At 62.7% G+C, this 22,117-nt stretch carries 19 protein-coding genes and 5 pseudogenes; 19 read left to right on the top strand and 5 right to left on the bottom strand.

What is annotated here, in order from left to right:
* Window positions 1–62 precede the first annotated feature (62 nt).
* Together ACGLHR_RS42255 and ACGLHR_RS42250 are read right to left on the bottom strand one after the other, a co-directional pair.
* On the bottom strand, window positions 63–686 hold the full coding sequence (locus ACGLHR_RS42255; RefSeq protein ID WP_400101844.1) for a 2-hydroxychromene-2-carboxylate isomerase: 624 nt from the start codon (window positions 684–686) through the stop codon (window positions 63–65).
* A 72-nt stretch (window positions 687–758) separates the two neighbouring features.
* On the bottom strand, window positions 759–1,940 hold the full coding sequence (locus ACGLHR_RS42250) for an acetyl-CoA C-acyltransferase (protein WP_400101843.1): 1,182 nt from the start codon (window positions 1,938–1,940) through the stop codon (window positions 759–761).
* Window positions 1,941–2,182: 242 nt separating this feature from the next.
* Between ACGLHR_RS42250 and ACGLHR_RS42245 the strand changes: the two genes are divergently transcribed.
* The 5 genes and pseudogenes from ACGLHR_RS42245 to ACGLHR_RS42225 form a co-directional block, all read left to right on the top strand.
* Window positions 2,183–3,826, top strand: a complete 1,644-nt coding sequence (locus tag ACGLHR_RS42245) for a class I adenylate-forming enzyme family protein (RefSeq protein ID WP_400101841.1) — start codon at window positions 2,183–2,185, stop codon at window positions 3,824–3,826.
* A 9-nt stretch (window positions 3,827–3,835) separates the two neighbouring features.
* Window positions 3,836–4,492, top strand: a complete 657-nt coding sequence (locus tag ACGLHR_RS42240) for a glutathione S-transferase family protein (protein WP_400101839.1) — start codon at window positions 3,836–3,838, stop codon at window positions 4,490–4,492.
* A 29-nt stretch (window positions 4,493–4,521) separates the two neighbouring features.
* Window positions 4,522–5,412, top strand: coding sequence for an IclR family transcriptional regulator (locus ACGLHR_RS42235; RefSeq protein ID WP_400101838.1), 891 nt, complete (start codon window positions 4,522–4,524; stop codon window positions 5,410–5,412).
* 87 nt (window positions 5,413–5,499) lie between these two features.
* Window positions 5,500–5,589 (top strand): annotated as a pseudogene (locus ACGLHR_RS42230) (transposase); the annotation flags it as partial.
* Window positions 5,585–5,689 (top strand): annotated as a pseudogene (locus tag ACGLHR_RS42225) (integrase); the annotation flags it as partial. The pseudogenes ACGLHR_RS42230 and ACGLHR_RS42225, both read left to right, overlap by 5 nt.
* Before the next feature lie 866 nt (window positions 5,690–6,555).
* Here the strand turns inward: ACGLHR_RS42225 and ACGLHR_RS42220 are convergent.
* Window positions 6,556–7,122 carry a TetR/AcrR family transcriptional regulator gene (locus ACGLHR_RS42220; protein WP_400101836.1) on the bottom strand — a complete coding sequence of 189 codons (567 nt, stop codon included), beginning with the start codon at window positions 7,120–7,122 and terminating at the stop codon, window positions 6,556–6,558.
* A gap of 91 nt (window positions 7,123–7,213) precedes the next feature.
* Here ACGLHR_RS42220 and ACGLHR_RS42215 point away from each other — a divergent pair, with 91 nt between their 5' ends.
* The 12 genes and pseudogenes from ACGLHR_RS42215 to ACGLHR_RS42160 all read left to right on the top strand — a co-directional run bounded on the left by ACGLHR_RS42215 (window position 7,214) and on the right by ACGLHR_RS42160 (window position 18,264).
* Window positions 7,214–8,392, top strand: a complete 1,179-nt coding sequence (locus tag ACGLHR_RS42215) for a PAS domain-containing sensor histidine kinase (RefSeq protein WP_400101834.1) — start codon at window positions 7,214–7,216, stop codon at window positions 8,390–8,392.
* Window positions 8,389–9,021 carry a response regulator gene (locus tag ACGLHR_RS42210; protein ID WP_400101832.1) on the top strand — a complete coding sequence of 211 codons (633 nt, stop codon included), beginning with the start codon at window positions 8,389–8,391 and terminating at the stop codon, window positions 9,019–9,021. Before ACGLHR_RS42215 ends, ACGLHR_RS42210 begins: the two co-directional genes overlap by 4 nt.
* A 127-nt stretch (window positions 9,022–9,148) precedes the next feature.
* Window positions 9,149–9,922, top strand: a complete 774-nt coding sequence (locus ACGLHR_RS42205; RefSeq protein ID WP_400101831.1) for an enoyl-CoA hydratase — start codon at window positions 9,149–9,151, stop codon at window positions 9,920–9,922.
* Window positions 9,923–9,983: 61 nt separating this feature from the next.
* A pseudogene (locus ACGLHR_RS42200) lies at window positions 9,984–10,127 on the top strand (acetyl-CoA C-acyltransferase); the annotation flags it as partial.
* Window positions 10,128–10,156: 29 nt separating this feature from the next.
* The gene (locus ACGLHR_RS42195) at window positions 10,157–10,939 is read left to right on the top strand and encodes an SDR family oxidoreductase (protein ID WP_400101829.1); all 783 of its coding nucleotides are present in this window, start codon (window positions 10,157–10,159) and stop codon (window positions 10,937–10,939) included.
* 48 nt (window positions 10,940–10,987) lie between these two features.
* Window positions 10,988–11,776: a crotonase/enoyl-CoA hydratase family protein gene (locus ACGLHR_RS42190; RefSeq protein ID WP_400101828.1), complete on the top strand. Its 789-nt coding sequence runs from the start codon at window positions 10,988–10,990 to the stop codon at window positions 11,774–11,776.
* Between the two features lie 40 nt (window positions 11,777–11,816).
* A pseudogene (locus ACGLHR_RS42185) lies at window positions 11,817–12,266 on the top strand (MaoC family dehydratase); the annotation flags it as partial.
* A 137-nt stretch (window positions 12,267–12,403) separates the two neighbouring features.
* Window positions 12,404–14,293 (top strand): acyl-CoA synthetase, encoded by a 1,890-nt coding sequence (locus ACGLHR_RS42180; RefSeq protein WP_400101826.1) that lies wholly within the window; start codon window positions 12,404–12,406, stop codon window positions 14,291–14,293.
* A gap of 134 nt (window positions 14,294–14,427) precedes the next feature.
* Complete coding sequence (locus tag ACGLHR_RS42175) at window positions 14,428–16,239, top strand: acyl-CoA dehydrogenase C-terminal domain-containing protein (protein ID WP_400101824.1); 1,812 nt, start codon at window positions 14,428–14,430, stop codon at window positions 16,237–16,239.
* A 33-nt stretch (window positions 16,240–16,272) separates the two neighbouring features.
* On the top strand, window positions 16,273–17,253 hold the full coding sequence (locus ACGLHR_RS42170) for an NAD(P)H-dependent flavin oxidoreductase (protein ID WP_400101822.1): 981 nt from the start codon (window positions 16,273–16,275) through the stop codon (window positions 17,251–17,253).
* 29 nt (window positions 17,254–17,282) lie between these two features.
* Entirely contained in the window at window positions 17,283–17,759 is a 477-nt protein-coding gene (locus ACGLHR_RS42165) for a putative quinol monooxygenase (protein WP_400101820.1), read from the top strand.
* A gap of 154 nt (window positions 17,760–17,913) precedes the next feature.
* A complete protein-coding gene (locus tag ACGLHR_RS42160) occupies window positions 17,914–18,264 on the top strand; it encodes a hypothetical protein (protein WP_400101819.1) in 351 nt (116 codons plus the stop codon).
* Between the two features lie 52 nt (window positions 18,265–18,316).
* Here the strand turns inward: ACGLHR_RS42160 and ACGLHR_RS42155 are convergent, their stop codons facing one another.
* Both ACGLHR_RS42155 and ACGLHR_RS42150 read right to left on the bottom strand, forming a co-directional pair.
* Window positions 18,317–19,336 (bottom strand): depolymerase, encoded by a 1,020-nt coding sequence (locus ACGLHR_RS42155; protein ID WP_400101817.1) that lies wholly within the window; start codon window positions 19,334–19,336, stop codon window positions 18,317–18,319.
* Between the two features lie 950 nt (window positions 19,337–20,286).
* Window positions 20,287–20,508 (bottom strand): hypothetical protein, encoded by a 222-nt coding sequence (locus tag ACGLHR_RS42150; RefSeq protein WP_400101846.1) that lies wholly within the window; start codon window positions 20,506–20,508, stop codon window positions 20,287–20,289.
* On the opposite strand from ACGLHR_RS42150, the pseudogene ACGLHR_RS42145 reads away from it, so the two are divergent.
* Both ACGLHR_RS42145 and ACGLHR_RS42140 read left to right on the top strand, forming a co-directional pair.
* Window positions 20,465–20,829 (top strand): annotated as a pseudogene (locus tag ACGLHR_RS42145) (transposase); the annotation flags it as partial. The gene ACGLHR_RS42150 and the pseudogene ACGLHR_RS42145 sit on opposite strands and share 44 nt — an antisense overlap.
* A 300-nt stretch (window positions 20,830–21,129) precedes the next feature.
* Complete coding sequence (locus ACGLHR_RS42140; RefSeq protein WP_400101815.1) at window positions 21,130–21,570, top strand: hypothetical protein; 441 nt, start codon at window positions 21,130–21,132, stop codon at window positions 21,568–21,570.
* Window positions 21,571–22,117: the final 547 nt, after the last annotated feature.

Below are 22,117 nucleotides of genomic sequence, written 5' to 3'. Positions count from 1 at the left end.
GCCATCCTTCAAGCTCTTCTTGTTGTTGCAGAGGCTTGAAAGTTAACACAAATTCGAATTTGTTAACAGTATTGGGCCAGAACGCGTTGAATTTCCTCTTCGACGTCACGCAACTGGTCCTTGCCGAAGTACATCTCGTCGTTGACGAAGAACGTTGGCGAGCCGAAGGCCCCACGCTCGAAGGCCTGTTGGGTATTGGCAAGCAGGAGATCCTTGACCGCCTGGTCGCCAATGCGTGCGAGCATGCGTGCGCCATCGAGACCCGCTTCATTCAGCGTCGCCTCGATCACGGCCGGGTCGTCCATCTTGAGGCCGCGTTCCCACATCGCAGAGAACACCACGTCGACGTATTTCTCGAACCCGCCTTCGATCAGGGCCGCCGCGGCGCCCCGCATGATCTGGAGCGTGTTGACCGGGAAATGCGGGTTGGAGCGGTAGCCGACAATATGGTGGCGGTCGACAAATCGCTGCGTTTCCAGCCGGGCAAATGCTTGCTTGTTCTTGATGCCGGCGAAGGCTTCCGCGGGGGAGCGGTTGCCCGTCAGCCGAAAAAGTCCGCCCAGGAGAATCGGGACGTATTCGAAGGTGACGCCGGTTCGGCTTTCGATTGCCGGAATCACCTTGTGCGACAGGTAGGCATTGGGGCTGCCAAAATCGAGCAGGAATTGCACAGTGGGTGCATGCATGGATTGTCTCCCTCTGGTGTGTGTCGAGTCATTCAGCGTGGTGGTCTGGCGTGCCGTCTGGCCTGGCCGGCGTCAGAACACTTCGAACAGCGCGGCAGCGCCCATGCCGCCGGCGATGCACATGGTCACCACAGCATAGCGAATTCCGCGTCGCCGTCCCTCGATCAGTACGTGTCCGGCCAGCCGGGCCCCGGTCATCCCATACGGATGCCCAAGCGATATCGCGCCGCCATTGACGTTCAGGCGGTCATCGGGAATGCCGATGCGCTGCTGGCAGTAGATGGCCTGCGAGGCGAACGCCTCATTGAGTTCCCACAGGCCAATGTCCCCAACGGTCAGCCGATGCCGCGCAAGCAGTCTAGGGACGGCGAGCGCGGGGCCAATGCCCATTTCGTCGGGCTCGCATCCGACGACGACCATGCCCTTGAAAGCGCCGAGCGGATCGAGGTTGGCGCGCTCGGCATCCCCGGCCTCCATCAGCACGCATGCCGCCGCGCCATCCGACAGCTGCGAGGAATTGCCGGCCGTGACAAAGCGATCCGCTCCCTTGACGGGAGCGAGCCTGGCCAGCGACTCATAGGTCGTGCCCGGGCGATTGCAGGTATCGGCACTGGCGGTAACGTCGCGGACGCTGGTTTCGCCGGTTTCCTTGTTCATGACGGACATCGTGGTCGTCACCGGCACGATCTCTTCCGCGAATCGGCCGGCAAGTTGCGCGGCTGCCGTCTTGCGCTGGCTCTCCACCGCGAACTGGTCCTGGGCTTCGCGCGAGATCTTGTAGCGTGTGGCAACGATATCGCCGGTATCGATCATTGGCAGATAGAGATCCGGCTTGTGCCGGACGACCCAGGGGTCGAGGTGCCTCTCCGCGTCGGGGTGTGCCTGGATGCCGGTGATGCTTTCGACGCCGCCGGCGATGACCGCCGACGCGCCATCCACCACGATCTGGCCGGCAGCGGTGGCGATCGCCTGCAATCCCGAGGCGCAGAAGCGGTTGATCGTGGTGCCGGCAATACCCAGCGGCAGGCCCGCGCGCACGACCGTTTGCCGGGCGATATTCCTGCCCGCGATACCTTCAGGAAAGCCGCAACCAAGAATGGCGTCTTCAATGGATTCGGGGTCGATCCGCGCGCGCTCGACGGCGGCGCGCACCGCATGCGATGCCAGCGACGGGCCGTGCATCAGGTTGAACTCCCCACGATGTGACTTGGTGATGGGCGTGCGTGCGGTTGAAACGATGACGGCCTGGCGCATACGGATCCGGTTCCTCAGGTTGGTTGAGCCCCTTTGTCTGCACAAAACGGTTCTATAAACCGAAGTGCAGAACATTATGATGGCGACAGAATGCTGGATTCAACTAGACCTGTGCCAACGTTCACTTGTCTTGCAAACCGAGGGGCAGTATAGTGGACTGCAGTGCAGACTTGCAAGCTGCGATGCAAACCATTAGCGCGACCAGGCCGGTCATCCACGAGGCCCGGCGCGAGGAGACAAAGATGACGTCGCTGACAGTCGGTCAATCGGTTGCAGACCTGGCAAATCCCTACCACGGCTATGACATCGCGAGCTGGATCGTTGAGCTTGCGCGCCGTCGCGGTGAGCACCCTCTCCTGGTATGGGAGCCTTTCGAAGGACCGTCGCGCACCTATACCTATCTCGGTTTCCTGGACACGGTCCGCAAGCTTGCGGGCGGCCTTGCGCAGCGTGGCGTGAAGCCGGGTGAGCGCGTGATCGTGCATATGGAGAACTGTCCGGAGACGATTCTGATGCGCTTCGCCTGCGCCTGGGCCGGGGCGGTATGCGTGGCGATAAATCCGCTCTCCGCGGGACCGGAACTTGAGTACTTTGCACAGGCCACCGGCGCGGTATGCGCCGTCACTCAGCCAAAGTTCGCGGGGCTGTTTGCGGAGCACTGTCCCGGCCTGTCATGGGTTGCCGTTGTCGATCACGTGCCAGTGGATCCCGCACAGGAGAGGGCGGTCGCATCGATGGTGCCTTTTTCCGCGCTGCTGGGCGACGCGCTTGCGCAACGCCCAGCGGATCCGTCCGCACCCGCTTCGGTGATGTTCACCACCGGATCGACCTCGCGGGCCAAGGGCGTCGTGTGGACCCACGCCAACGTGCTCTGGGCGGCGGAAGTGAATGCCCGGCAGCAGGGGCTTCGCGAGGACGACACGCATGTGCTGTTTCTCCCGTTGTTCCATGTGGTCGGGCTCTCGTGGTGCTTCTTCTCGACCATGTGGGCGGGCGGGACGATCGTCCTGCAACCGGGCTTTTCGCGCAGCCGGTACTGGCCGGTGGTCATGAAACACAACGCCACGGTCGGCTCTCATGTTCACTTCACCCTCGCGGCATTGCGCAGCGAGCCGGTGCCGGCGCATGCGTTTCGCCTCTGGGTAACCTCCACGCACGACCACGCCGCGGCGGCGCACTACAAGGTGGGGATGGTCGCAGGGTGGGGCATGACCGAGGTGCTGATCCAGGTACTGGTTTCGAACCCCGAGCAAGGTTCCCTGACGGGAGGCATTGGACGTCCGAGCCTCTACTACGATGTCAAGGTGGTCGACGATGACGGACGGCAAGTGCGCCCCGGTGAAGCGGGCCATCTGCTGGTCAGGGGACGCCGCGGGTTGTCGGTCTTCAGTGAATACGATGGCGATAGCGCGGCCACGGAGGCCGCATTCGACGACCAGGGCTACCTCAAGACCGGCGATCGTGTTCGTCTTCATGAGGATGGCTGGTACGCGTTCACCGATCGGGTCAAGGACGTCATCAAGGTCCGCGGCGAGAACGTCTCGGCCGCCGAGGTGGAAGCCGCCATCCTGAAAGTGCTCGGTGTCCGGGAGGCGGCGGTGGTTGGCAAGCCGTGCGACATGCAGGGGGAGACCGTGGTCGCCTTTGTCGGCCATTCGTCCGAGCTTTCGGGTCAACAGGTTGAGGCATTGCATGACACCATCCGCGAGCATTGCACGCGCAACCTGTCCCAGTTCAAGATTCCGGTAGAAATCCATGTAGTGGCAAAGCTGCCTCGAATCGGCATCGGCAAGCTGGCCAAGGCGACGCTGCGCGAGTGGGCATCGGTGGGCAACGGCCAGAAGCCCGGGCAGGGTACCCCGCGTTCGGCGTTCGAGGCCGAGTGAGTGTCAGCGATGATTGAGCTATATCACTGTGCGAGATCGCGGTCCTTCCGGCCGCTATGGATGCTCGAAGAACTGCAGCTTCCCTATTTGCTGCAGTTGCTGCCCTTTCCACCGCGCGTCCTGGCCAAGTCGTATCTGGCCGTCAACCCGCTCGGGACGGTCCCCTGCATGATCGATGGCGCGGTCAAGATGACCGAGTCGAGCGCCATCTGCCAGTACCTCGCGGAGGTCCATGCATCGGGGCGTCTCAGCGTGCGCCCGGATGAGGCCGCGTACGGCCGGTACCTGAATTTCCTGAGTTTTGGGGAAGCAACGCTGACGTTTCCCATTGCGATTTTCATGCGGTACTCCCGCCTCGAACCCGAGGAACGCAAGCTGCCGCAGGCCGCCGTGGACTACAAGCGCTTCTTCCTGGGGCGTTTGCGGGGCGTCGATGCGATCGTCTCCAGCGACGAGTACATCTGCGGGGATCGCTTCACGGCGGCGGACATCTCGGTCGGTTATGCCGTTCAGTTCGCCGCCATGAACGGTCTGCAGGACGAGTTTCCGGAATCCGTCACGCGCTACCTCGCGCGGCTGAAAGCCAGGCCGGGATACCAGCGGGCGCTGCTGGTCGAATCCATGGCGGAGAAGCACAAAGCGGAAAACCACGCGGCGCAAGCCTAGGCGAGTATGCTATCGTCCGCGGTTAGCCGGTGGAAACAGAACAGGTCGGAAAGACAATCAACACGATGCCGAAATCAATCCAGAAGAATCCAGGAATGGCGCCGCCCGCTATTGCCGATGAGCCTGAGGAGGAATCATCGCTCGGCGAAGGCCAGGACAGGCATTTTGTCACGGCGCTGGCGCGTGGGCTGGAAGTATTGAGTTGCTTCCATTCGGGCGACAACTTCCTTGCCAATCATGAGATTGCTGAGCGCTGTGGCCTGCCGAAGTCGACGATTACTCGTCTAACATACACGCTGACGAGGCTCGGCTATCTCCACCTGGTGCCCGAAACTGGCAAGTATCGTCTCGGTACGGCCACCGGCGCGCTCGGCAGCTCCATGCTCGCCAACCTCGACGTTCGCCAGGTGGCACGTCCATACATGCAGCTGCTGGCTGCGGAAACTGGGTCCGTCGTGGCGTTAGTCACGCGTGACCGACTCTCGTCGCTGTACCTCGAATGCTGCCGTAGCACGTCGATCATCACCCTCAACCTCGATGTGGGTTCCCGGATTCCGCTGGGGACAAGCGCCGCCGGCCGGGCGTTGCTCGCCGCCGCCACCCCAGCCGAGCGCGCCGATCTGATGGAGCGGATCAAGGAACTCGATGAGACTACATGGCCAGTCGTGGAGCGGGGCATCCAGGAATCCGTAACCGAGTATCAATCCACGGGATGCGTGACTTCAGCGGGAGGGTGGGTAAAGGAAGTGCACGGTATCGCGGTGCCGTTCTCCCCGGGCCGTGGCTTGCCGCTTATGGCGATCAGTCTTGCCGGCGCTGCCAGCTACTTCCCCCTCTCCCGCTTGCATGAGGAGCTGCGGCCGAAATTGCTGCAGGCGGTACGGCAGATCCGGCAAGCCTTGTGTCAGAGTAGTTCCTAAGCGGATCTGTATCGCGGGGCCGCACGGATAGACGCCGTGCCTTGGCGCCAGCGATCCTCGTTGCATCGACCGGTTGAATCCGAGCGGGATGGCACGCGTGACATCCTGGGCCTGTGGATCGAGACCACCGAAAGGGCAAAGTTCTGGATGAAGGTGTTCAACGACCTGAAGACGCGATAACCTTCGACACGCGTCGGTGGCCACCACCTCGATCTATCTGCAAAGCGATGAGGTCAAGCGGGCGCGCCAGATGGATCAGGCCTTTGCCACCCGGTAGCCAGCTTCTGGCCGGGCTCCCGAAAGCTTAGCGTGCAATATTGTCCGTTTCTGAAGCGCCCCCGTTAACGACGAATCCGTGTCAGATTTTTCCCTATTTTCCCCAATATCGCTCTTCTAGATAACTCTTCGCTATAGTCGAGACCAGTAAGCGCCTTGGCGGCGCCTGCAACAGGGCAGGAGGGAGAAATGGATTCCACGTCGTCCGGTCCACGAGCGTCTAGGGAAACATTGCGAATCGTACAACAAGGGCAGGCGCCACGCGCAACCGTTGGACAGCCGGGTATGGCGGAGCTGTTGCTAAGTGTTGTGATGGAGTCGACGTGCGGCGCACTCAGCCCGGTCATGCTGACAGCCCACGTTGGCGGGCCATTGTATGAGGGCAGATGCGACGTCGACGCACGTCTGAAGCACGGGGACGGTCGGCAGCAGCGATGGTTGGCCGAACTCAGGCAGGCGGGGGCTATCGTAGGTCGCGCGCATGTTGTCCTGGATGGCGAGCTACCGTCAAACAGCTACATGCCATGGCGTAGCGGAATGCTGCCAGTGACGACATGGCATGACGACGACATTGCACAGTGCCTCGCGGTGGCCCGACTATGCGACAAGTACTCTCAGGGAGAAGCGGCAACAAGTCCAGCATGGCTCACCATCCGCTATTTTGGGCAGAGTGCACGGGTGCGGGAAGCCTTAACGGTTTCGCCCGTGCGGCGTCAACAGCTTGGCACCTTGTGCCAGTGCGACTTCGAAGTATTCGAGGCAGGAGTCAGGGTCGCTACGCTAACCACCGTCTATGAGCGCACCCATGGCCAGGCGCTCAAGTAACCCGTAGTAACCCATGGGCCGTCCTGATCGCGGCGGCGTGGCTCATTCCTTTTGCTGCAAAGCGAGCAACTCCCGCTTCGCCGCCGCCAGCACTGCGTCGGAGCGCTTTTCGTCTGCCATCACCCGAGACACCACCAGAGCCCCGATCATGGCGCTGACCGAGAACACGGCCTTGTCCGGATCGTCCCCGCCCAGCGCGGCATCCATCCGGCCGATGAACCGCTCGATGTGGGCCGACATCGCCTCGCGCGCCGACTCGTCGGCGCGCGCCACGTCGCCCGCCAGCGCAGCGATTGCGCAGCCGGTCGTGCGCGCGTCGCGGTGCTTGCGGCTCAGGTAGCTGCGTACCGTTGCGCTGTACTCGACCGACGCCTTCCCGTTTTTTGCATCGAACGCGGCATTCCCGGCATCCAGCGCGCGTTCGAGCGCGTGCAGCAGCAGGTCGGAGCGGGACTCGAAGTGCCCATAGAAGCCGCCGTGCGTCAGGTTGGCGCTACGCATCAGCTTGCCGACGCTGACGGATTCGAGTCCGCCATCCCGAATCTGCTCCGCGGCCTGTTCCAGGATGCGCTTCCTGCTTTGCGCTTTGTCCGCCTGTGAGTGTCCCATCTGTCAAATCCCATGTTCTTGTCTTGACTTTCTGCATTGTGCTCGTCATTCTCTAGCATGACAACCATCATTCAGATAGCGGGTAGCTGCCATGGCCGAACCGGACGAGCTGAACGTTGACCTGGACGACTACGAGGTCCCCTTCAAGGGCATCGTCGAGCAGTCCATCGCCGGCATCTACATCCTGCAGGACGGCCGCTTCCGCTATGTCAACGAGACTTTCGCGCGCATGTGCGGTCTCAGGCGCGAGAAGTTGCTCGGCGCCCGGCTTTGCGACGTGGCGAACCCCTCGCAACGCGGTGCGCTGATGGCCCAGTACGAGCGCCAGATCAGCGGCGTTGGCGCTTCCAAGCTGTTCGTCATTCGCCGGACCTCGTCCCGCAACCCAGGCTGCTTCGAGATTCATGGCACGCGCGTGATCTTCCACGGCCGCCCCGCAATCGTCGGCCTCGGCATCGACATCACCGAGCGCGAGCGGCAACGCGCCGAGCTGGTCGAGGCCAGCGAGCGCTTGCAGGAGCTGGTCGCAAGCGCCAACAACGTCCGCGAGAACGAGCGCCACCGCGTAGCGCGCGAGCTGCACGACGTGATCGGCGGCATGCTGACGGCGATCAAATTTGACCTGTCGCGGCTGTCGCGGGGCATCGAGGCGTTGGACCGCTGTCGCGCGCCACGGGCGCGGCAAGGTGGCTCGGCGGCGCCGGCGCTTGCCTCGCTGGCGCTGACCGCAGCCCAGACCCTCCAGCTCACGCAGGAGACCATCGAAGCCATGCGCGTAATTTCCGAAGGACTCCGCCCGGGCGCCCTCGACCATCTGGGCCTGCATGACACGCTGTGCCTCGACCTCGGCCGGTTCGAACGGCGCTACGGTATCGCCACCCGCTTTCGCGCCACGGGCGCCGCGCGAGGGTTGGACCATAACCGTGAGATCGGCATTTACCGGATCTTCCAGGAAGCGCTCACCAACGTCGCAAGGCATTCCAAAGCTACCGAAGTCACCGTGAGCCTTGACTGGGTGGCCGATCGCCTTGAGCTGGAAATCTCGGACAACGGCCTCGGCTTCGACATCGATCGTGTGGCGGCCGATGGCCATCTCGGCCTGCTGGGCATGCAGGAACGCACACGCGAGCTCGACGGCATACTCGTCCTCGACACCGGACCCCGCTCCGGCGCGCGCGTGCGACTCGGCGTGCCGGTCGCGTCCGGCGTCAACGAAGACACCAACAAATGCGCCAATCCCGGCGCTCACATCGACGGAGGACAGCCATGATTCGCCTGCTGCTGATCGACGACCACACGATCTTCCGCCAGGGCCTAAAACGCTTGCTTGCCGAGCAGGACGGATTCGATGTCGTGGCCGAAGCCAGCGATGCGAACGAAGCGCTTGGCCGCCTGCGCGAACAGCCCTTTGACGTGGCGCTCCTCGATGTCAACATGCCGGGACGCAGTGGCCTGGATATGCTGCCCTCGCTGCGCGCCGAGCGCCCCACGATGCCGGTGGTCGTGCTGAGCATGTACCCTGCCGAGCAGTACGCACTGCGTGCGTTCCAGGCGGGCGCCTCCGGCTATGTCACCAAGGACATGGACGCGATGGAACTGGTTGATTCGATCCGCAAAGTGGAGAAGGGCAAGCGCTACCTGACGCCCGCCGTCGCGAGCTGCCTGCTCGACGGCTTTGACCGGGTCAGCGACGTGGCGCCACACCAGCAACTGTCGTCGCGCGAGTACGAGATCATGCTTCTGATCGTGCGCGGTATCCGCCTGACCGATATCGGCCAGCAGATGTTCCTGAGCGTGAAGACTGTGAGCACCTACCGCTCACGCATCCTGAAGAAGATCGGCGTCTGCAGCAACGCCGAGCTGGCGCGCTATGCCGTCGAACATCGGCTGATCGACTGATCGCATCCCTCATCTTCAGAAAACGCTGACAAGGCGTAGGGCAAGTTCCGACAGCCGGATTCGCGCCGGACGTCCAAACTCTCTTCAACGACACGACTCCACACGAGACGGAACGAAGGAGAGAACGATGACGGCAGACGTGCTGCTGCACCTGGACGACGGCGTGCTGGTCGTGACGATCAACCGGCCGGCGAAGAAGAACGCGCTCACCGCGCAGATGTATTCGGCGCTCGCCGACGCGGTCGCCGAGGCGGACTGTCGCGATGACGTCCGCGTCGTGTTGCTCCGTGGCGAGGGCGGTAACTTCAGCAGCGGCAACGACATCGGCTTGTTCGTCAATGGACAGGCCACCGAACACAAGGAGTCGCCCGCCATGTCGTTCCTGCGCGCGGTCATCGCACTGCGCAAGCCGATGGTGGCCTGCGTCTGCGGGCATGCGGTCGGCATCGGGGCGACCGTGCTGCTGCATTGCGACTACGTCGTCGCCTCTGACGACGCCCGCATCCGCTTCCCGTTCGTCGACCTCGGGCTGTGCCCAGAATTCGCCTCCACGCTGCTGCTGCAGCAGGTAGTGGGCCGCAACAAGGCGACCGAATGGCTGCTGCTGGCCACCACCATTCCCGCCGCCGAAGCCCATCGGGCTGGACTCGTCAATCGCGTGATGCCGCTGGAGACAGTCGCGGCGGAGGCGCTGTCGATCGCCAAGTGCCTCGCCACCAAGCCGCGCCAGGCGCTGATGGCGACGCGCGGACTGGTGCGCGAGGCGACCGAGATGCTGGTCAGGGACAGTCTCCAGCGTGAGACGGTCGTGTTCGACACCCTGCGGCAGTCGCCCGAGGCACAGGAAATTTTCCGGCGCTTCCTGCAACGGGCGCCCGTCCGGACCGCTGCCCCCGCCTGAGCCCGGGGCCGATGACAGCCAATCAGAACCACCAGAGCGTCAAACCTGGAGAGGACCTCCAGTGAGCCATCCCTACGGCGTCAGCGGCGCGCGGCTGACCGGCCACGCGCTGGTCGAGGGCAGGCCGCGCGGCGCGAAGTACGTCGTGGTGACCATGTGCATCGGTGGCGGACAAGGCGCCGCCGGGCTGATCGAAGTGCTGTGACGAGTTCCACCCACAATCAAGGAGACGCAATGACTGCTGTGGCAAATCTTTTCGACCTGAAGGGCCGCACGGCTCTCGTTACCGGGGGGTCCAGCGGGCTGGGCCTGCAGATCGCCGAGGCGCTCGGCACGCAGGGCGCCCGCGTGGTGATCTCGGCGCGCAAGGCGGACGCGCTTCAATCCGCGCAGGCGCATCTGGCCGGCCTGGGCGTCGACGCAAGCTGGATCGCCGCTGACAACGCCGTGGAGGACGACGTTGAACGCCTCGCCAACGAAGCGATGGAACGCCTCGGCAAGGTCGACATCCTCGTCAACAACGCCGGCGCCACGTGGGGCGCGACCACCGTCGACCACCCGCTGGCCGCCTGGGACAAGGTCATGAACCTGAACGTGCGCTCAATCTTCCTGCTGACGCAGAAGATCGGCAGGCTGTCGATGCTTCCCAACCGATTCGGGCGCGTGATCAACCTCGCCTCGATTGCCGGCCTCAAGGGCAACGGCCCTAAGGGGCAGCCGACCATTGCTTACAACACCAGCAAAGGCGCCATCGTCAACTTTACGCGCGCGCTGGCCGGCGAATGGGGCCCGCATGGCGTCACCGTCAATGCCATTGCGCCGGGCTTTTTCCCGTCAAAGATGACCAGGGGGACGATCGAGAAAGTGGGCGTCGAGAAGCTGTCGGAGTGGGCGCCTCTGCAGCGCATTGGTGACGACGACGACCTCAAGGGCGCGGCCCTGCTGTTCGCGAGCGACGCGGGCAAGCACATCACCGGCCAGATCCTCGCCGTCGACGGCGGCCTGACCGCGGTCTGAAGACGTTCGAACCCGAATTCAAACCATCCAGATTCAAAGGAAAACACCATGAGCAACGCAGCAGGCACGCCCGAAGTCCGTATGACGATCGAGGACCATATCGCCATTATTTCGCTGGACAACGCCGCCAAGAAGAACGCCATCACGCCGGATCTGATGCAGCAGCTCTCGCAGCGGCTGACCGAGTTCGACAACGACGACAACCTGTGGGTGGCGGTGCTGGACCCGGCAGGCGAGCACACAACGGCCGGCCTCGATATGCCGAAGTTCTTCGGCCCGACTGCCACGGCCAAGCCGATTCCAGACGACCAAGTCGACCCGTTCGGCCTCAAAAAGCGCTGCCGAAAGCCGCTGATCTCGGTCGTCCACGGCATCACCTATACCATCGGCATCGAGCAGATGCTCGCCTCCGACATCGTGATTGCCGCCGATACCGCGCGCTTCTGCCAACTCGAATCGAAGCGCGGCATCGCCCCGCTCGGCGGCGCTCACTTCCGCTACCTGACGCGCACCGGTTGGGGCAACGCGATGTACCACCTGTTCCTGTGCGACGAGTTCTCGGCAGAGGAGGCGTATCGCTGCGGCTTCGTCCAGGAGGTCCATCCCTATGGCAGGCACCGCGAGCGCGCGATGGAGATCGCCCGGCTGATCTGCAAGGTCGCCCCCATCGGCCTGCGCGCGACCAAAGCGGCGGCGCTGACTTACATCGAGCACGGCGAGAAGGCGGCCATCGACGTCATCCCGCGGGTGAGCGAGCAGGTCTTCGCCACGGAAGACTTCAAGGAAGGAATCCAGTCCTTCGTCGAGCGCCGCGAGGCGCGATTCCAGGGGCGCTGAGGTGCGGCTGACCTCCATGACCGCTGATACGGGAGCCACTATGCAGACCTTCACGTCAATCGAAGCACTGAAGGCGTTCCAGGGCAAGGAGGCCGGTCCGAGCGACTGGCAGCTGGTTACGCAGCAGGAGGTAAATCTGTTTGCCGAGGCAACTGGCGACCGCTAGTGGATCCATGTCGATCCCGAGCGGGCGAGGCGGGAGTCGCCGTTCGGCGGTCCCGTCGCACATGGATTCCTGACGCTGTCGCTGCTGCCGATGCTGATGCCGATGGCGCAGATAACTGGCTTCGAGGGCGTACGTGCGCGCGTCAACTACGGCCTGAACCGCGTCCGCTTTACCGGCCCCGTGCCTGTCGGCGCGAAGGTACGCGTCCGCGCCGTCCTGGAGAACGTGGCTGACGAAGGGCAGGGCGGCGTGAAGGTGGCGTGGACAGTCACGTTCGAGATGGAAGTATCGGCTAGGCCGGTATGTGTCGCGGAGTCGATGGCAAGCTGTACTACCAGGCGCATTCCCCGTCGATTACAGACACCAACCGGCGCCGTGCGACGAACGTCATCGCGCGGAGGGGGGACTGCGCCCTTGGGGTGCAGCCCGCCCAAAAAAATATAGAAACTGGAGACAACAAGATGAACGCCCCGATGCCAGACTACTGGACCCCCGACCTCCTGTTGAGCGAAGCCGACGTTGCCCACTTCGAGCGCGTCCCGCTTGCGGACCGCAAACTGCCGGCCTCCACCTACGAAATGCTGATGGACGGCTGCGCCATCGACCCATCGAAGGTTGCCATCCGCTTCTTCACCGACGGCGCCCGTCCCTTGGAGACTGAACGGGAGGTGACCTATGCCGAGTTGCGGGCCAAGGTCAACCAGACGGCAAATCTGCTGAACGACCTCGGCGTTGGCAAGGACGATGTCGTCTCGGTGCTGATGCCAGCGATTCCCGAATCGCAGTTCGTCCTGTGGGGCGCTCAGGCCGCCGGAATCGTCAATCCGGTCAATTGGATGCTGGAGCCGGACATCCTCGTCCAGATGTTCCGCTCGGCGGGGACCAAGGTACTGGTTGCGTTTGGTGGCGACGAGTACGCCGAGATCTGGGCCAAGGCCGAGGCCATAGCGCGCGACCTCCCATCGCTGGCCGCGGTAGTTCGCATCTGCGGAGCTGGTCCGGCGAAGGTCGCGGGCGTGCCCGTCATTGATTTCGCCGAAGCCGTCGAGCGCTATCCCTCCGACCGCCTGGTCTCTGGGCGGATCTTCTCGTCTGACGACACCGCCTCGCTCTTTCACACCGGCGGCACGACCGGCGCGCCTAAACTGGCACGCAACCTGCACCGCAACCAGGTGTTCTGGGTGTGGGCGTCGCAGCGCACGTTGGGATTCGACTCGACCGAGGTGCAAGCGGTCGGTGTCCCGATTTTCCACGTCGCCGGCGCGGTGACCGCCTGTTTCAGCCCGCTGGCGAGGGGTGCGACAGTCGTGTTGATGACGTCAGCCGGATTCCGCCATCCGTCCGTGCTTCCGAACCTCTGGCGCATCGTCGAGGCTTTTCGAGCCAACATGCTGACCGTCGTGCCGACGTTGGTGAATCAGTTGCTGTCGATTCCGCTGGATGGCGCGGACATCTCGACCTTGGCCTACGTCGCCTCGTCGACCGCGCCCCTGTCGACTACCGTCGCCGACGCCTTTCATCGCATGACCGGCCACCGCATTCGTGAAAGCTGGGGCATGACCGAAACCACTGCGGTCAACTGCATCACGCCCCGGGTCGGACAGGTCAAGGTTGGGAGCTCGGGTATACGCTTGCCGTACCAGCAGGTCCGCGTGGTGGTGCCGGACGGCACCGGAAACGTGGCGCGGGACTGTCCGCGTGGAGAGCCGGGCTTCGTTGTCGTGCGCGGGCCTTCGGTGTTCCCTGGCTATCTGGGCCAGGAGCAGGCTGCCCGCTGGTTCGATGGCGACTGGTTGGACACCGGCGACCTCGGTTACTTCGACGCGGACGGCTGGCTGTGGATCACTGGCCGCTCCAAGGATCTGATCATCCGCGGCGGACACAACATCGATCCGAAGATGGTGGAGGAGGTGTTGTTCGGCCATCCGGCGATCCAGGACGGCGCCGTGGTCGGTGCGCCCGATACGCACGCCGGTGAGGTGCCGGTCGCCTATGTGGTGCTTAAGCCGGGAGCGAGCGCCTCGGCAGATAGCGTTCTACGGTACGCCGCCGAGCACACGCTAGAACGGGCGGCAATTCCGAAACACTGTTTCGTGCTGCCAGAAATGCCGAAGACGTCAGTCGGCAAGATTCAGAAGAACCTGCTGCGCGTCGACGCCATTGAGCGGATGTTCCGTGCCGCCCTCGACGGCATTGGCCGAAGCGCAGAGGTGCAGGCCACAGACCGGGACAGCCGCGGCTTCTTCGTGGAGATCCGAGTGCCGACGCTTGAAGCCGACGATGCGGCCCTGGATGGCGCGCTGCGCTCCTTCACTATTCCCTATGCGGTTCGACTTATCGAAGGGGCCTGACACATGAGCCGGGCGCATCGACCGCAGAACAGCCCGCAAGCGGCTGTTCGCCCTCGACTTCGGCTATCGCTGGGGTGACGCCTGACCGGCCCAACATCCGGCCATCGATCGCATTCATCAAAAAAGGACTTACCATGTCTACAAACTACAAGGCGCCCGTCGACGACTACGTCTTTCTGTTGCACGACGTGATCGCGCCCACCATGCCACACGCGCTGGGTGGCATGGCGCGGGACGACACGCGACAGGTGCTCGAACAGGCCGCGCGCTTTTTCGAGAAGGTCTGGGCACCCCTGGACGGCCCCGGGGACGAAGAAGGCTGCCACTTCGACAATGGCGCGGTCAGAACGCCGTCCGGCTACCTGGCTGGATACGCCGCGCTGTGCGAGGCAGGCTGGAACCGGGTCTCGGTTCCAGAGGAATCTGGCGGAGCTGGCCTGCCGGAGGGGATCGACCAAGCCGTGCGCGAGTTCTCCGCGTCGGCCTGCAATTCGCTCGGCCTCTATGCGGCGCTGACCGACGGTGCGCATGCGACGGTCCGCCGTACCGGCGAGCCGTGGATGCTGGAGCACGTCGTCCCGGCGATGGTGGCGGGCCGCTGGGCCGGCACGATGTGCCTGACCGAACCGCATTGCGGGACTGACCTGCGGCTGATGAAGACGCGTGCGGTGTCGCAGCCTGACGGTAGCTGGCGCCTCAGCGGCACCAAGATCTTCATTTCCGGTGGCGACCAGGATCTGACCGAGAACGTCATCCACCTCGTGCTGGCGAAGGTCCCGGGCGAGGATGGACGTATCAGCGACGACCTGTCGACGGTCCGGCTTTTCCTGGTACCCAAACGTGTGGTGGACCCCGATAGCGGCATGCTGGGCGGATCGAACGGCGTCGTCGTGGCCGGGATCGAGCACAAAATGGGCCTGAAGGGTAGCGCGACCTGCACGTTGTCATTCGAGCATGCGCTGGCCTATCCGCTGCGGGGGTCGAGCCAGCCGGGCGGCACGCAACGCAAGTCGTCGGCTGGCATGAGCGGTATGTTCGACATGATGAATTCGGCGCGCCTCGTCACCGGATTGCAGGCGCTGTCGTCGGCAAGCCGCGCCTACGGGCATGCGGCCAACTACGCCCGCGAGCGGCTGGCCGGCCGGGCCGCCAAGGCGGAGGATCGCACAGGCGGCACGGCGGACCCAATCGTGGTTCATCCAGACGTGCGCCGGCTGCTGCTGAAGCAGGCGTCCTTCCTCGAAGCCGCCCGTGCCCTCGCGCTTCACGTGACGGCGCTGCTCGGCGAACCGGACGAAGTACTGCGTGCCGACCGGAACGCGATCGGCAGCCTGCTGACGCCGGTCGTCAAGGCATTCTTCAGCGACCGCTCCTTCGAGTCGGCCAACGACGCCATGCAACTGATGGGCGGGCACGGCTATATCCGTGACAACGGCGTCGAGCAGCTCGTGCGCGACTGTCGCATCTTCCAGCTCTATGAGGGGGCCAACGGCGTGCAAGCGCTGGATCTCGTGCTGCGCAAGCTGCCCGCGGGCGGCGGCCGGGCGCTGGCCGGGTTTCTCGACATGGTCGATGCCACCGCATGGGAGGCGGCACAGCGCGAGCCGTTGCGCGCGCACGCTGATACGCTGCGGCAAGCCGCGCAGGATATCCGTGCCTGCGCGAAGTGGCTTGCTGACCCGTCGCGCAACCCTTACGACGCTGGTGCCGCTTCCAGCGATTTCCTGGCCATGATGGGTATCGTCGCTTGCGCCTGGATGTGGCTGCGGATGTCGGACGTCGCGCTTGGCCTGTTGCCCGACGCGGAGAACGGGACTTTCCTACACCGCAAGCTGGAACTCGCCCGCTTCTGGTTCGCGCGTGAACTGCCGCTGGTCCCGACCTTGCGGCAGCGTGTGGAGACGGGCGCAGCCTGCCTGATGGCGCTGCCGGCCGACCAGTTCTAACCAATCAATATCTTTCTACAAGGAACTTCGTCGATGAAGACGCAGATCACTGAGTTGTTCGGCATCGAGCATCCCATCATTCAGGGTGGCATGCACTACGTCGGGTTTGCGGAACTGGCCGCCGCGGTGTCGAATGCGGGCGGCCTGGGCATCATTACGGCACTGACGCAGCCAAGTTCGGACGCCTTGGCCCGTGAGATCGGGCGATGCCGGGAAATGACCGACAAGCCGTTCGGTGTCAATCTCACCTTTTTGCCGTCGCGCAATCCGCCGGACTACGCGGGCTATGTGCGGGCGATCATCGAAGGCGGGGTCCAAATTGTCGAGACGGCCGGCAACAATCCCCAGCAATGGCTGCCGACGCTGCACGAGGCGGGCATCCGGGTCATCCACAAATGCACGTCGGTGCGGCATGCACTGAAGGCCGAGAGCATCGGCTGCGATGCGGTCAGCGTCGACGGCTTCGAATGCGGCGGACATCCGGGCGAGGACGACATCCCAAACTTCATTCTGCTACCCCGTGCCGCGGACGAACTCAGGGTGCCCTTTGTCGCTTCGGGCGGGATGGCAGACGGCCGCTCGCTGGTCGCCGCGCTGGCGATGGGCGCGGCCGGCATCAACATGGGAACCCGCTTCGTCGCGACGGAAGAGGCGCCGGTACATCGAAAGGTCAAGCAAGCCATCATTGCGGCAACGGAACTCGATACGCGGCTTGTCATGCGCCCGCTGCGCAATACCGAGCGTGTGCTGAACAATGCGGGGGTCGAGCGCCTACTGGAGAAGGAAAGGCGCCTGGGGGCGGACATCACCTTCTCAGACATCGTCGAAGAGGTCGGCGGTGTTTATCCGCGCGTGATGCGGGACGGCAACCTCGACGCGGGCGCCTGGTCCTGCGGCATGGTCGCCGGGCTCATCCACGATATTCCCCGGGTCGGAGACCTGATCGACAGGATCATGCACCAGGCGGAGGAGATCGTCGCGACGCGACTTCAGGGAATGTTGTCGCGTGGCTAAACATTGGGAACAATCAGGGGGACAAGGAAATGCGTGGAATCGTAGCGAAGATCAAGGTGAAGGAGGGCCGGGAGGCCGAGTTTGAAGCGCTGGCGGCCGGCCTGGTCGTCGAGTCGTGCGCGGAAGCCGGGTGCCTGTCGTACGACCTGTGGCGTTCGGAGGAAGCACGTGAATACGTGTTTGTCGAGCGCTATGCCGACGAGGCGGCTGCTCAAGCACACGTCAAATCTGATCACTATCGCCGGATCGGACGCCAGATGGGCGAGCTTATGGATGGTGCGCCGACCGTGCTCCAACTGGCCGCAGTGGAAGTTGCTGCCGGCCTGAGCTCGGCTGATCCAGAACTTGTTGGAGGCGACCGATCTGACCCTGAGCGCTCCAGGCTGGTGGAACAGTGGCTCAGCCATTTCGGGGTGGTTGACGCGAAGGAGTTGGATCTGGGCATCCTTGAGGCGATCCGGCAATACGTCACCAATGGCGTGCGGCCGCCCGAAAAGGCTGCTTAGGGAGGAGTTGCATTCGTTCAGCGGCGTGGATGACTGTCCACCCGTGCTCGCCACGGCCGGCCGGTTGAGTGATGAAGACCATGACCGGCTTGGCGTCCGGTGAGCCAATTTCCGCTTCAGTCGCTGAGGGGGAGCGCGGCAGAGCGCCGAGGGTGTGAAGGCTCCCATCGACTGGGCCGCACAGTACCGGCAACTGCTCGCCGAGCTGGCCAGCTTGAGTAGCGATGGGAGTATTCCAGATGCCGAGCTGCGCTCGCATCTGGCCCAGTCGGTGGCCGCCAAGCGCACTCAGCGCACACCGAGCCGGTCGTCTGCGATCAGGCAGCGGCTGATCGACGCCATCAGGCCCGTGCGCGCGTTACTGGTGGCCGTCGCCAAGCTGCCCTGGCAAGCCACCGGCGAACACCCGGTAATTGACGCTCTGGGCAAGCTGCGCCACCTGTGCGCGGACGCCGTTCGAAGCTTACCCGATGATGTGACCGCCCCTCTCCTAGGGTATCCATAGGCACCATACATTGAACGATCGTTCAATAATTTATGTGGGCGGCCGCCGTGCACTACGGCTTCGAGAGCAGCCGGCCGACCATGGCGTTGACTGCGCTCAATTGCGACCCCGATTTCAGCGCGTAATCGGGGCCGGTATAACCGAACCAGTCCCAGCAGCCTTGCGGATTAAAGGGAACCGTAGACGCATTCACCTGCGGGTACAGCACAAGGATGTTGTTAGTGTCCGCCCAGTAGTTGTAGTTCGTCTTCGCGTAAAAATCATTGCCGACAACGGCTTCGGACTGCTTACACCCATGGAATGCCACGTGGACTTTGCACACTGCTCCCTGAGCGCATGAATTTGGCACATAGACGAAGCCCGTATCCGCCATGCCTGTCGCGGTCGTCGCGAATTCGCGCTGGTTGAACGGTACGATTCTCCCTGACAGGCTCTTCGCCGGCTTGTTCAGCGTGCCGTAGATCTGCTGCAGCAACGCGCCGGCCTGATCGTACTTTTGCTTGCCGACCGCGCAATGGCTGATATATGGAGAGGCGTTATCGGAGCACACGTTGCCGAACGCTGGTGTGATGAATGCGTGGCCGGCTGCCACGTTGTTCACGTACTGCAGGTTAGACGGAGGAACGCCGGCCTCCTTGAAGAACGACACTGTTGCGTCGACTGCCTGCTGGTAGACGACAGTATCCTTGGTTCCGCTAAATACATAGACCCGGGCCTTCTGCAAATTCGATAGCGGGTCGATCTGGCCGAGCGACGCAAAACCCGTCGCGGCGGCTACCATCAGTGCTGGATTCGGCGGCACGAACGGCACCTGCCCCATGCAAATCGTCGTGTTGAGGATGTTCCCAGCCGCGCAATAATACGGCCCCCCCGCTACCACACCGGCACCGACTACCGAGCCGGAGTATGCGACCTGGTACTGGACTGCCATGAAGGCTCCCGACGACAGGCCGGACACTGAGGTCAGCGATAGGTCGCCAGCAAAGGAGGGCAGCGCATCGGCGGCCAGCGCAGTATGAGAAAGAGCAGCGACCGCAAAGGCAGCAATGGTAAGGGTACGAAGCGATTTCATCACGATAGCTCCTGTGGCACAACGATCGAAAAAATTGGACTAAAGGACAGCACCAGCTAAAAAATCCATTGCCCATTGGGAACCTTCGAATCGAAGGGGGCGGGGAATCGCATACGCGGTCGTGCTTCGAAGGGGCCGTGTTGTGGATCAGCGATAGGGCAGCCGACTGCGGCTACTGACATCGCAACATCACCGCTATATGCAGCGCCGACATCGTCGAATTCCGACAGGTAGTTTTGGCCAATGCACTGCTTTTGTGCGGGCCAATACCGGGCGGCGACGTTTCAAGGGGCTGCGCGTGTGCTTGGTCTTGTGCCTTGCAACATTATCGGCGTTTCGAAAGGTTTTCGAATTTATATTTGTGCTTGCGTGCGGTATTTGCAACGGTGTCGTCTGGTTGTCATGTGGACCGCCTAGGAATTGGCCGCTAACTTCCGAGCAAAGAATTTAGAATAAATTAAATCTGATGTAACTAGTATTTATTAAATTCAGGATGCAATAGGGCGCATTCAGCTCGTGACAAGCACGGGGATGCCCAGTTCTCGACGGAGCTGGGACACGCGCACGAGCAGGTCGCAGTGGCGCAGGAGTTGGCCCGCGCCACCGAGCGCCGCGCGAGATTGACCAGGAGCGCGCGCTGCGCCAGAAGGTCGAGCAAACGGTGGCGGCTCTGAGCAAGGAACTGGCGGCGGTGCAAGCGGGGGCGCGGGACACCGCCGTGGCCGCGCCGAGGAGCGGGCGCGGCTGCAGGCCGGGCGCAGAAGCGGAGGCCACCGCGACGCACACCAAACTCAAGCCAGGGCCGGCGGGAGAGGGCGCAGCGGAATTCGACCGCCGCGCAACGGGATAAGCCTGTGGGGCAAGCTGCGCGGTGCCATTCGCCCGCAGTTCGATCCGCTCATCCGGTCGATGTACGAGCCGAAAGGATTTTGATGTCGCCCCTCGCTCGGTTAAGCACGCTCCGGCGTTTCTTGGCTTGGTTTCTTGAGGCAAGCCAGGCGCACGCCACTTTCGCTGTCGTTCATTGTCGTCAAAACGACAATGCCTAAATGACTACCTTCGACGATATAGAGATCCGCCGATCCGAACTGGCGAAGTCTTACCTGCAATGGCTTGAGGCTACGCTCGACGCTCAGCAAGGTGTCGTACAAAAGCGATACCGCGAAGGCCATTAGTTACGCATTGAATCAGTGGACGGCACTAAGACTGTATGCCAGTGATGGTCGCGTCGAGATCGACAACAACGCCGCGGAGCGCGCGCGTTGCGGGCCGTTGCTCTCGGTCGAAAGAACTTCTTGCACTTCGGCTCCGACAGTGGCGGCGAACGCGGCGCGGCGATTTCTTCGCTGGTGGCCACATTCAAGCTGAACGGTCTCGATCCCGAGGCCTAACTGCGACACGTCATTGCTCGCATCGCCGACCACACCGTCAATCGCGTCAGCGAACTGCTGCCATGGGCCGTGGCTGAGGAGCTTCGCCCGAACGTCGCCTGAAAGTATCACCCTCGTCAAGAACGCTGGCAGTCAAACGGTTACGTCGAGGGAACGGTCTTCGCTATTCAACGTGACTTGGAACCACTGCGGCAATTTGATGGGGGAGCCGTCGGCGACGAGGTGGAGAAATCAAAGTGCGCAACGAAACGCTTATCAGAAAATCGACCGATCGAAAAGATACTAAAGCATATTATTAATTCTAAACACAGTACTTTAATCACATTTTTCTATTTAAAAATAAGGTAGAACAATTTCAATGATGATCCGTCCAATTTATATGGACCTAGTTGGAGATTATCCATGCAAGCAATTCGTCATATATGGCGCCATATATGCAGTCCGAAGCCCTGGCAGGGCAGCCTCTGTGCCATTGTGGTCGGCGTCATTACAGTATTCGCCGGCCCCAGTGCACATGCAGCCGATCTTGCTCGTCAGACCATAGGCCCAGTCAGCTACGTTTGCGGCGGCGTTGGCGAGGACGAGCAGCAGGCGCTCAAGTCGGAGTCGAAGGATTTTGATATGGGTCTGCTATTCACCGAAGGCGCGCGCGGCGAGTATCTATCTGACGTTGCCATCACACTTTCGCGCAACGGCGTCGAAGTTGCATCCTTTCGTTCGACTGGGCCACGCTGCCTCATCAAAGCGCCTAGGGCGACTTATCAGATCGTGGCAACCTATAACGGTGTAGATAAACACACCACATTGCGTATGGGTGAGCGGAATGTGCAACTGAATTGGTAGCCGGCTGACTTCGCAACGCGCTAATGAACATATAGAGCATATCGCAAGGGGGCTTGTTGCGATCCTAGAGTGTGGTTCTACTGGGGCGACAACGCGAGCGGTTCGCAGCGGTGCCCGCTGAGAGATCGGAGAGGAAGGCGACGATCGCGTGGCCAGCCCCACGGCAGCGGGCTTGGCAAAGTCCGCTGGGTGGTCGAGCGAACCCATGCCTTGGCCAAGTACCAGCTGGTGGCGGAACTGCCGGCCGAACTGCAGGAAAGTCTGCCGAGCGAAGTCTGCCGAGCGTCGTCTAGGCGTTGACTCAGGAACTGGAGCTGACCTCAGGAACTGGAGCTGACGCTCGGCGTAATCGGGGGACTAGGCCTGCAGGCACGCCGCGCTCCAATGCCTCCCGCGCTGGGGTCGTCGGAGTCCATGGGCGTCTCCCAATCGCTCACACGCTTATGATTTAACATAAGAACTCTTATGCATGCTGTTGGTATGTTCTGAAGTGTTGCGTGTGGGACGGCACGGAGACTTCAGATAGCGCAACGGAAAAGTGCTTTTA

Origin of the sequence: Cupriavidus sp. CuC1, from assembly GCF_044627735.1 — a bacterium.
Lineage (GTDB): Bacteria > Pseudomonadota > Gammaproteobacteria > Burkholderiales > Burkholderiaceae > Cupriavidus > Cupriavidus ulmosensis.
Note: the sequence above shows the minus strand (reverse complement) of the source record. Positions and strands in the feature narration are given on the sequence as shown.

Excerpts from the sequence above, each read along its gene's own strand:
- ACGLHR_RS42255 (WP_400101844.1), bottom strand. The coding sequence starts at position 686 with ATGCATGCACCCACTGTGCAATTCCTGCTCGATTTTGGCAGCCCCAAT.
- ACGLHR_RS42250 (WP_400101843.1), bottom strand. The coding sequence starts at position 1,940 with ATGCGCCAGGCCGTCATCGTTTCAACCGCACGCACGCCCATCACCAAG.
- ACGLHR_RS42245 (WP_400101841.1), top strand. The coding sequence starts at position 2,183 with ATGACGTCGCTGACAGTCGGTCAATCGGTTGCAGACCTGGCAAATCCC.
- ACGLHR_RS42240 (WP_400101839.1), top strand. The coding sequence starts at position 3,836 with ATGATTGAGCTATATCACTGTGCGAGATCGCGGTCCTTCCGGCCGCTA.
- ACGLHR_RS42220 (WP_400101836.1), bottom strand. The coding sequence starts at position 7,122 with ATGGGACACTCACAGGCGGACAAAGCGCAAAGCAGGAAGCGCATCCTG.
- ACGLHR_RS42215 (WP_400101834.1), top strand. The coding sequence starts at position 7,214 with ATGGCCGAACCGGACGAGCTGAACGTTGACCTGGACGACTACGAGGTC.
- ACGLHR_RS42210 (WP_400101832.1), top strand. The coding sequence starts at position 8,389 with ATGATTCGCCTGCTGCTGATCGACGACCACACGATCTTCCGCCAGGGC.
- ACGLHR_RS42205 (WP_400101831.1), top strand. The coding sequence starts at position 9,149 with ATGACGGCAGACGTGCTGCTGCACCTGGACGACGGCGTGCTGGTCGTG.
- ACGLHR_RS42195 (WP_400101829.1), top strand. The coding sequence starts at position 10,157 with ATGACTGCTGTGGCAAATCTTTTCGACCTGAAGGGCCGCACGGCTCTC.
- ACGLHR_RS42190 (WP_400101828.1), top strand. The coding sequence starts at position 10,988 with ATGAGCAACGCAGCAGGCACGCCCGAAGTCCGTATGACGATCGAGGAC.
- ACGLHR_RS42180 (WP_400101826.1), top strand. The coding sequence starts at position 12,404 with ATGAACGCCCCGATGCCAGACTACTGGACCCCCGACCTCCTGTTGAGC.
- ACGLHR_RS42175 (WP_400101824.1), top strand. The coding sequence starts at position 14,428 with ATGTCTACAAACTACAAGGCGCCCGTCGACGACTACGTCTTTCTGTTG.
- ACGLHR_RS42170 (WP_400101822.1), top strand. The coding sequence starts at position 16,273 with ATGAAGACGCAGATCACTGAGTTGTTCGGCATCGAGCATCCCATCATT.
- ACGLHR_RS42165 (WP_400101820.1), top strand. The coding sequence starts at position 17,283 with ATGCGTGGAATCGTAGCGAAGATCAAGGTGAAGGAGGGCCGGGAGGCC.
- ACGLHR_RS42155 (WP_400101817.1), bottom strand. The coding sequence starts at position 19,336 with ATGAAATCGCTTCGTACCCTTACCATTGCTGCCTTTGCGGTCGCTGCT.
- ACGLHR_RS42150 (WP_400101846.1), bottom strand. The coding sequence starts at position 20,508 with ATGGCCTTCGCGGTATCGCTTTTGTACGACACCTTGCTGAGCGTCGAG.
- ACGLHR_RS42140 (WP_400101815.1), top strand. The coding sequence starts at position 21,130 with ATGCAAGCAATTCGTCATATATGGCGCCATATATGCAGTCCGAAGCCC.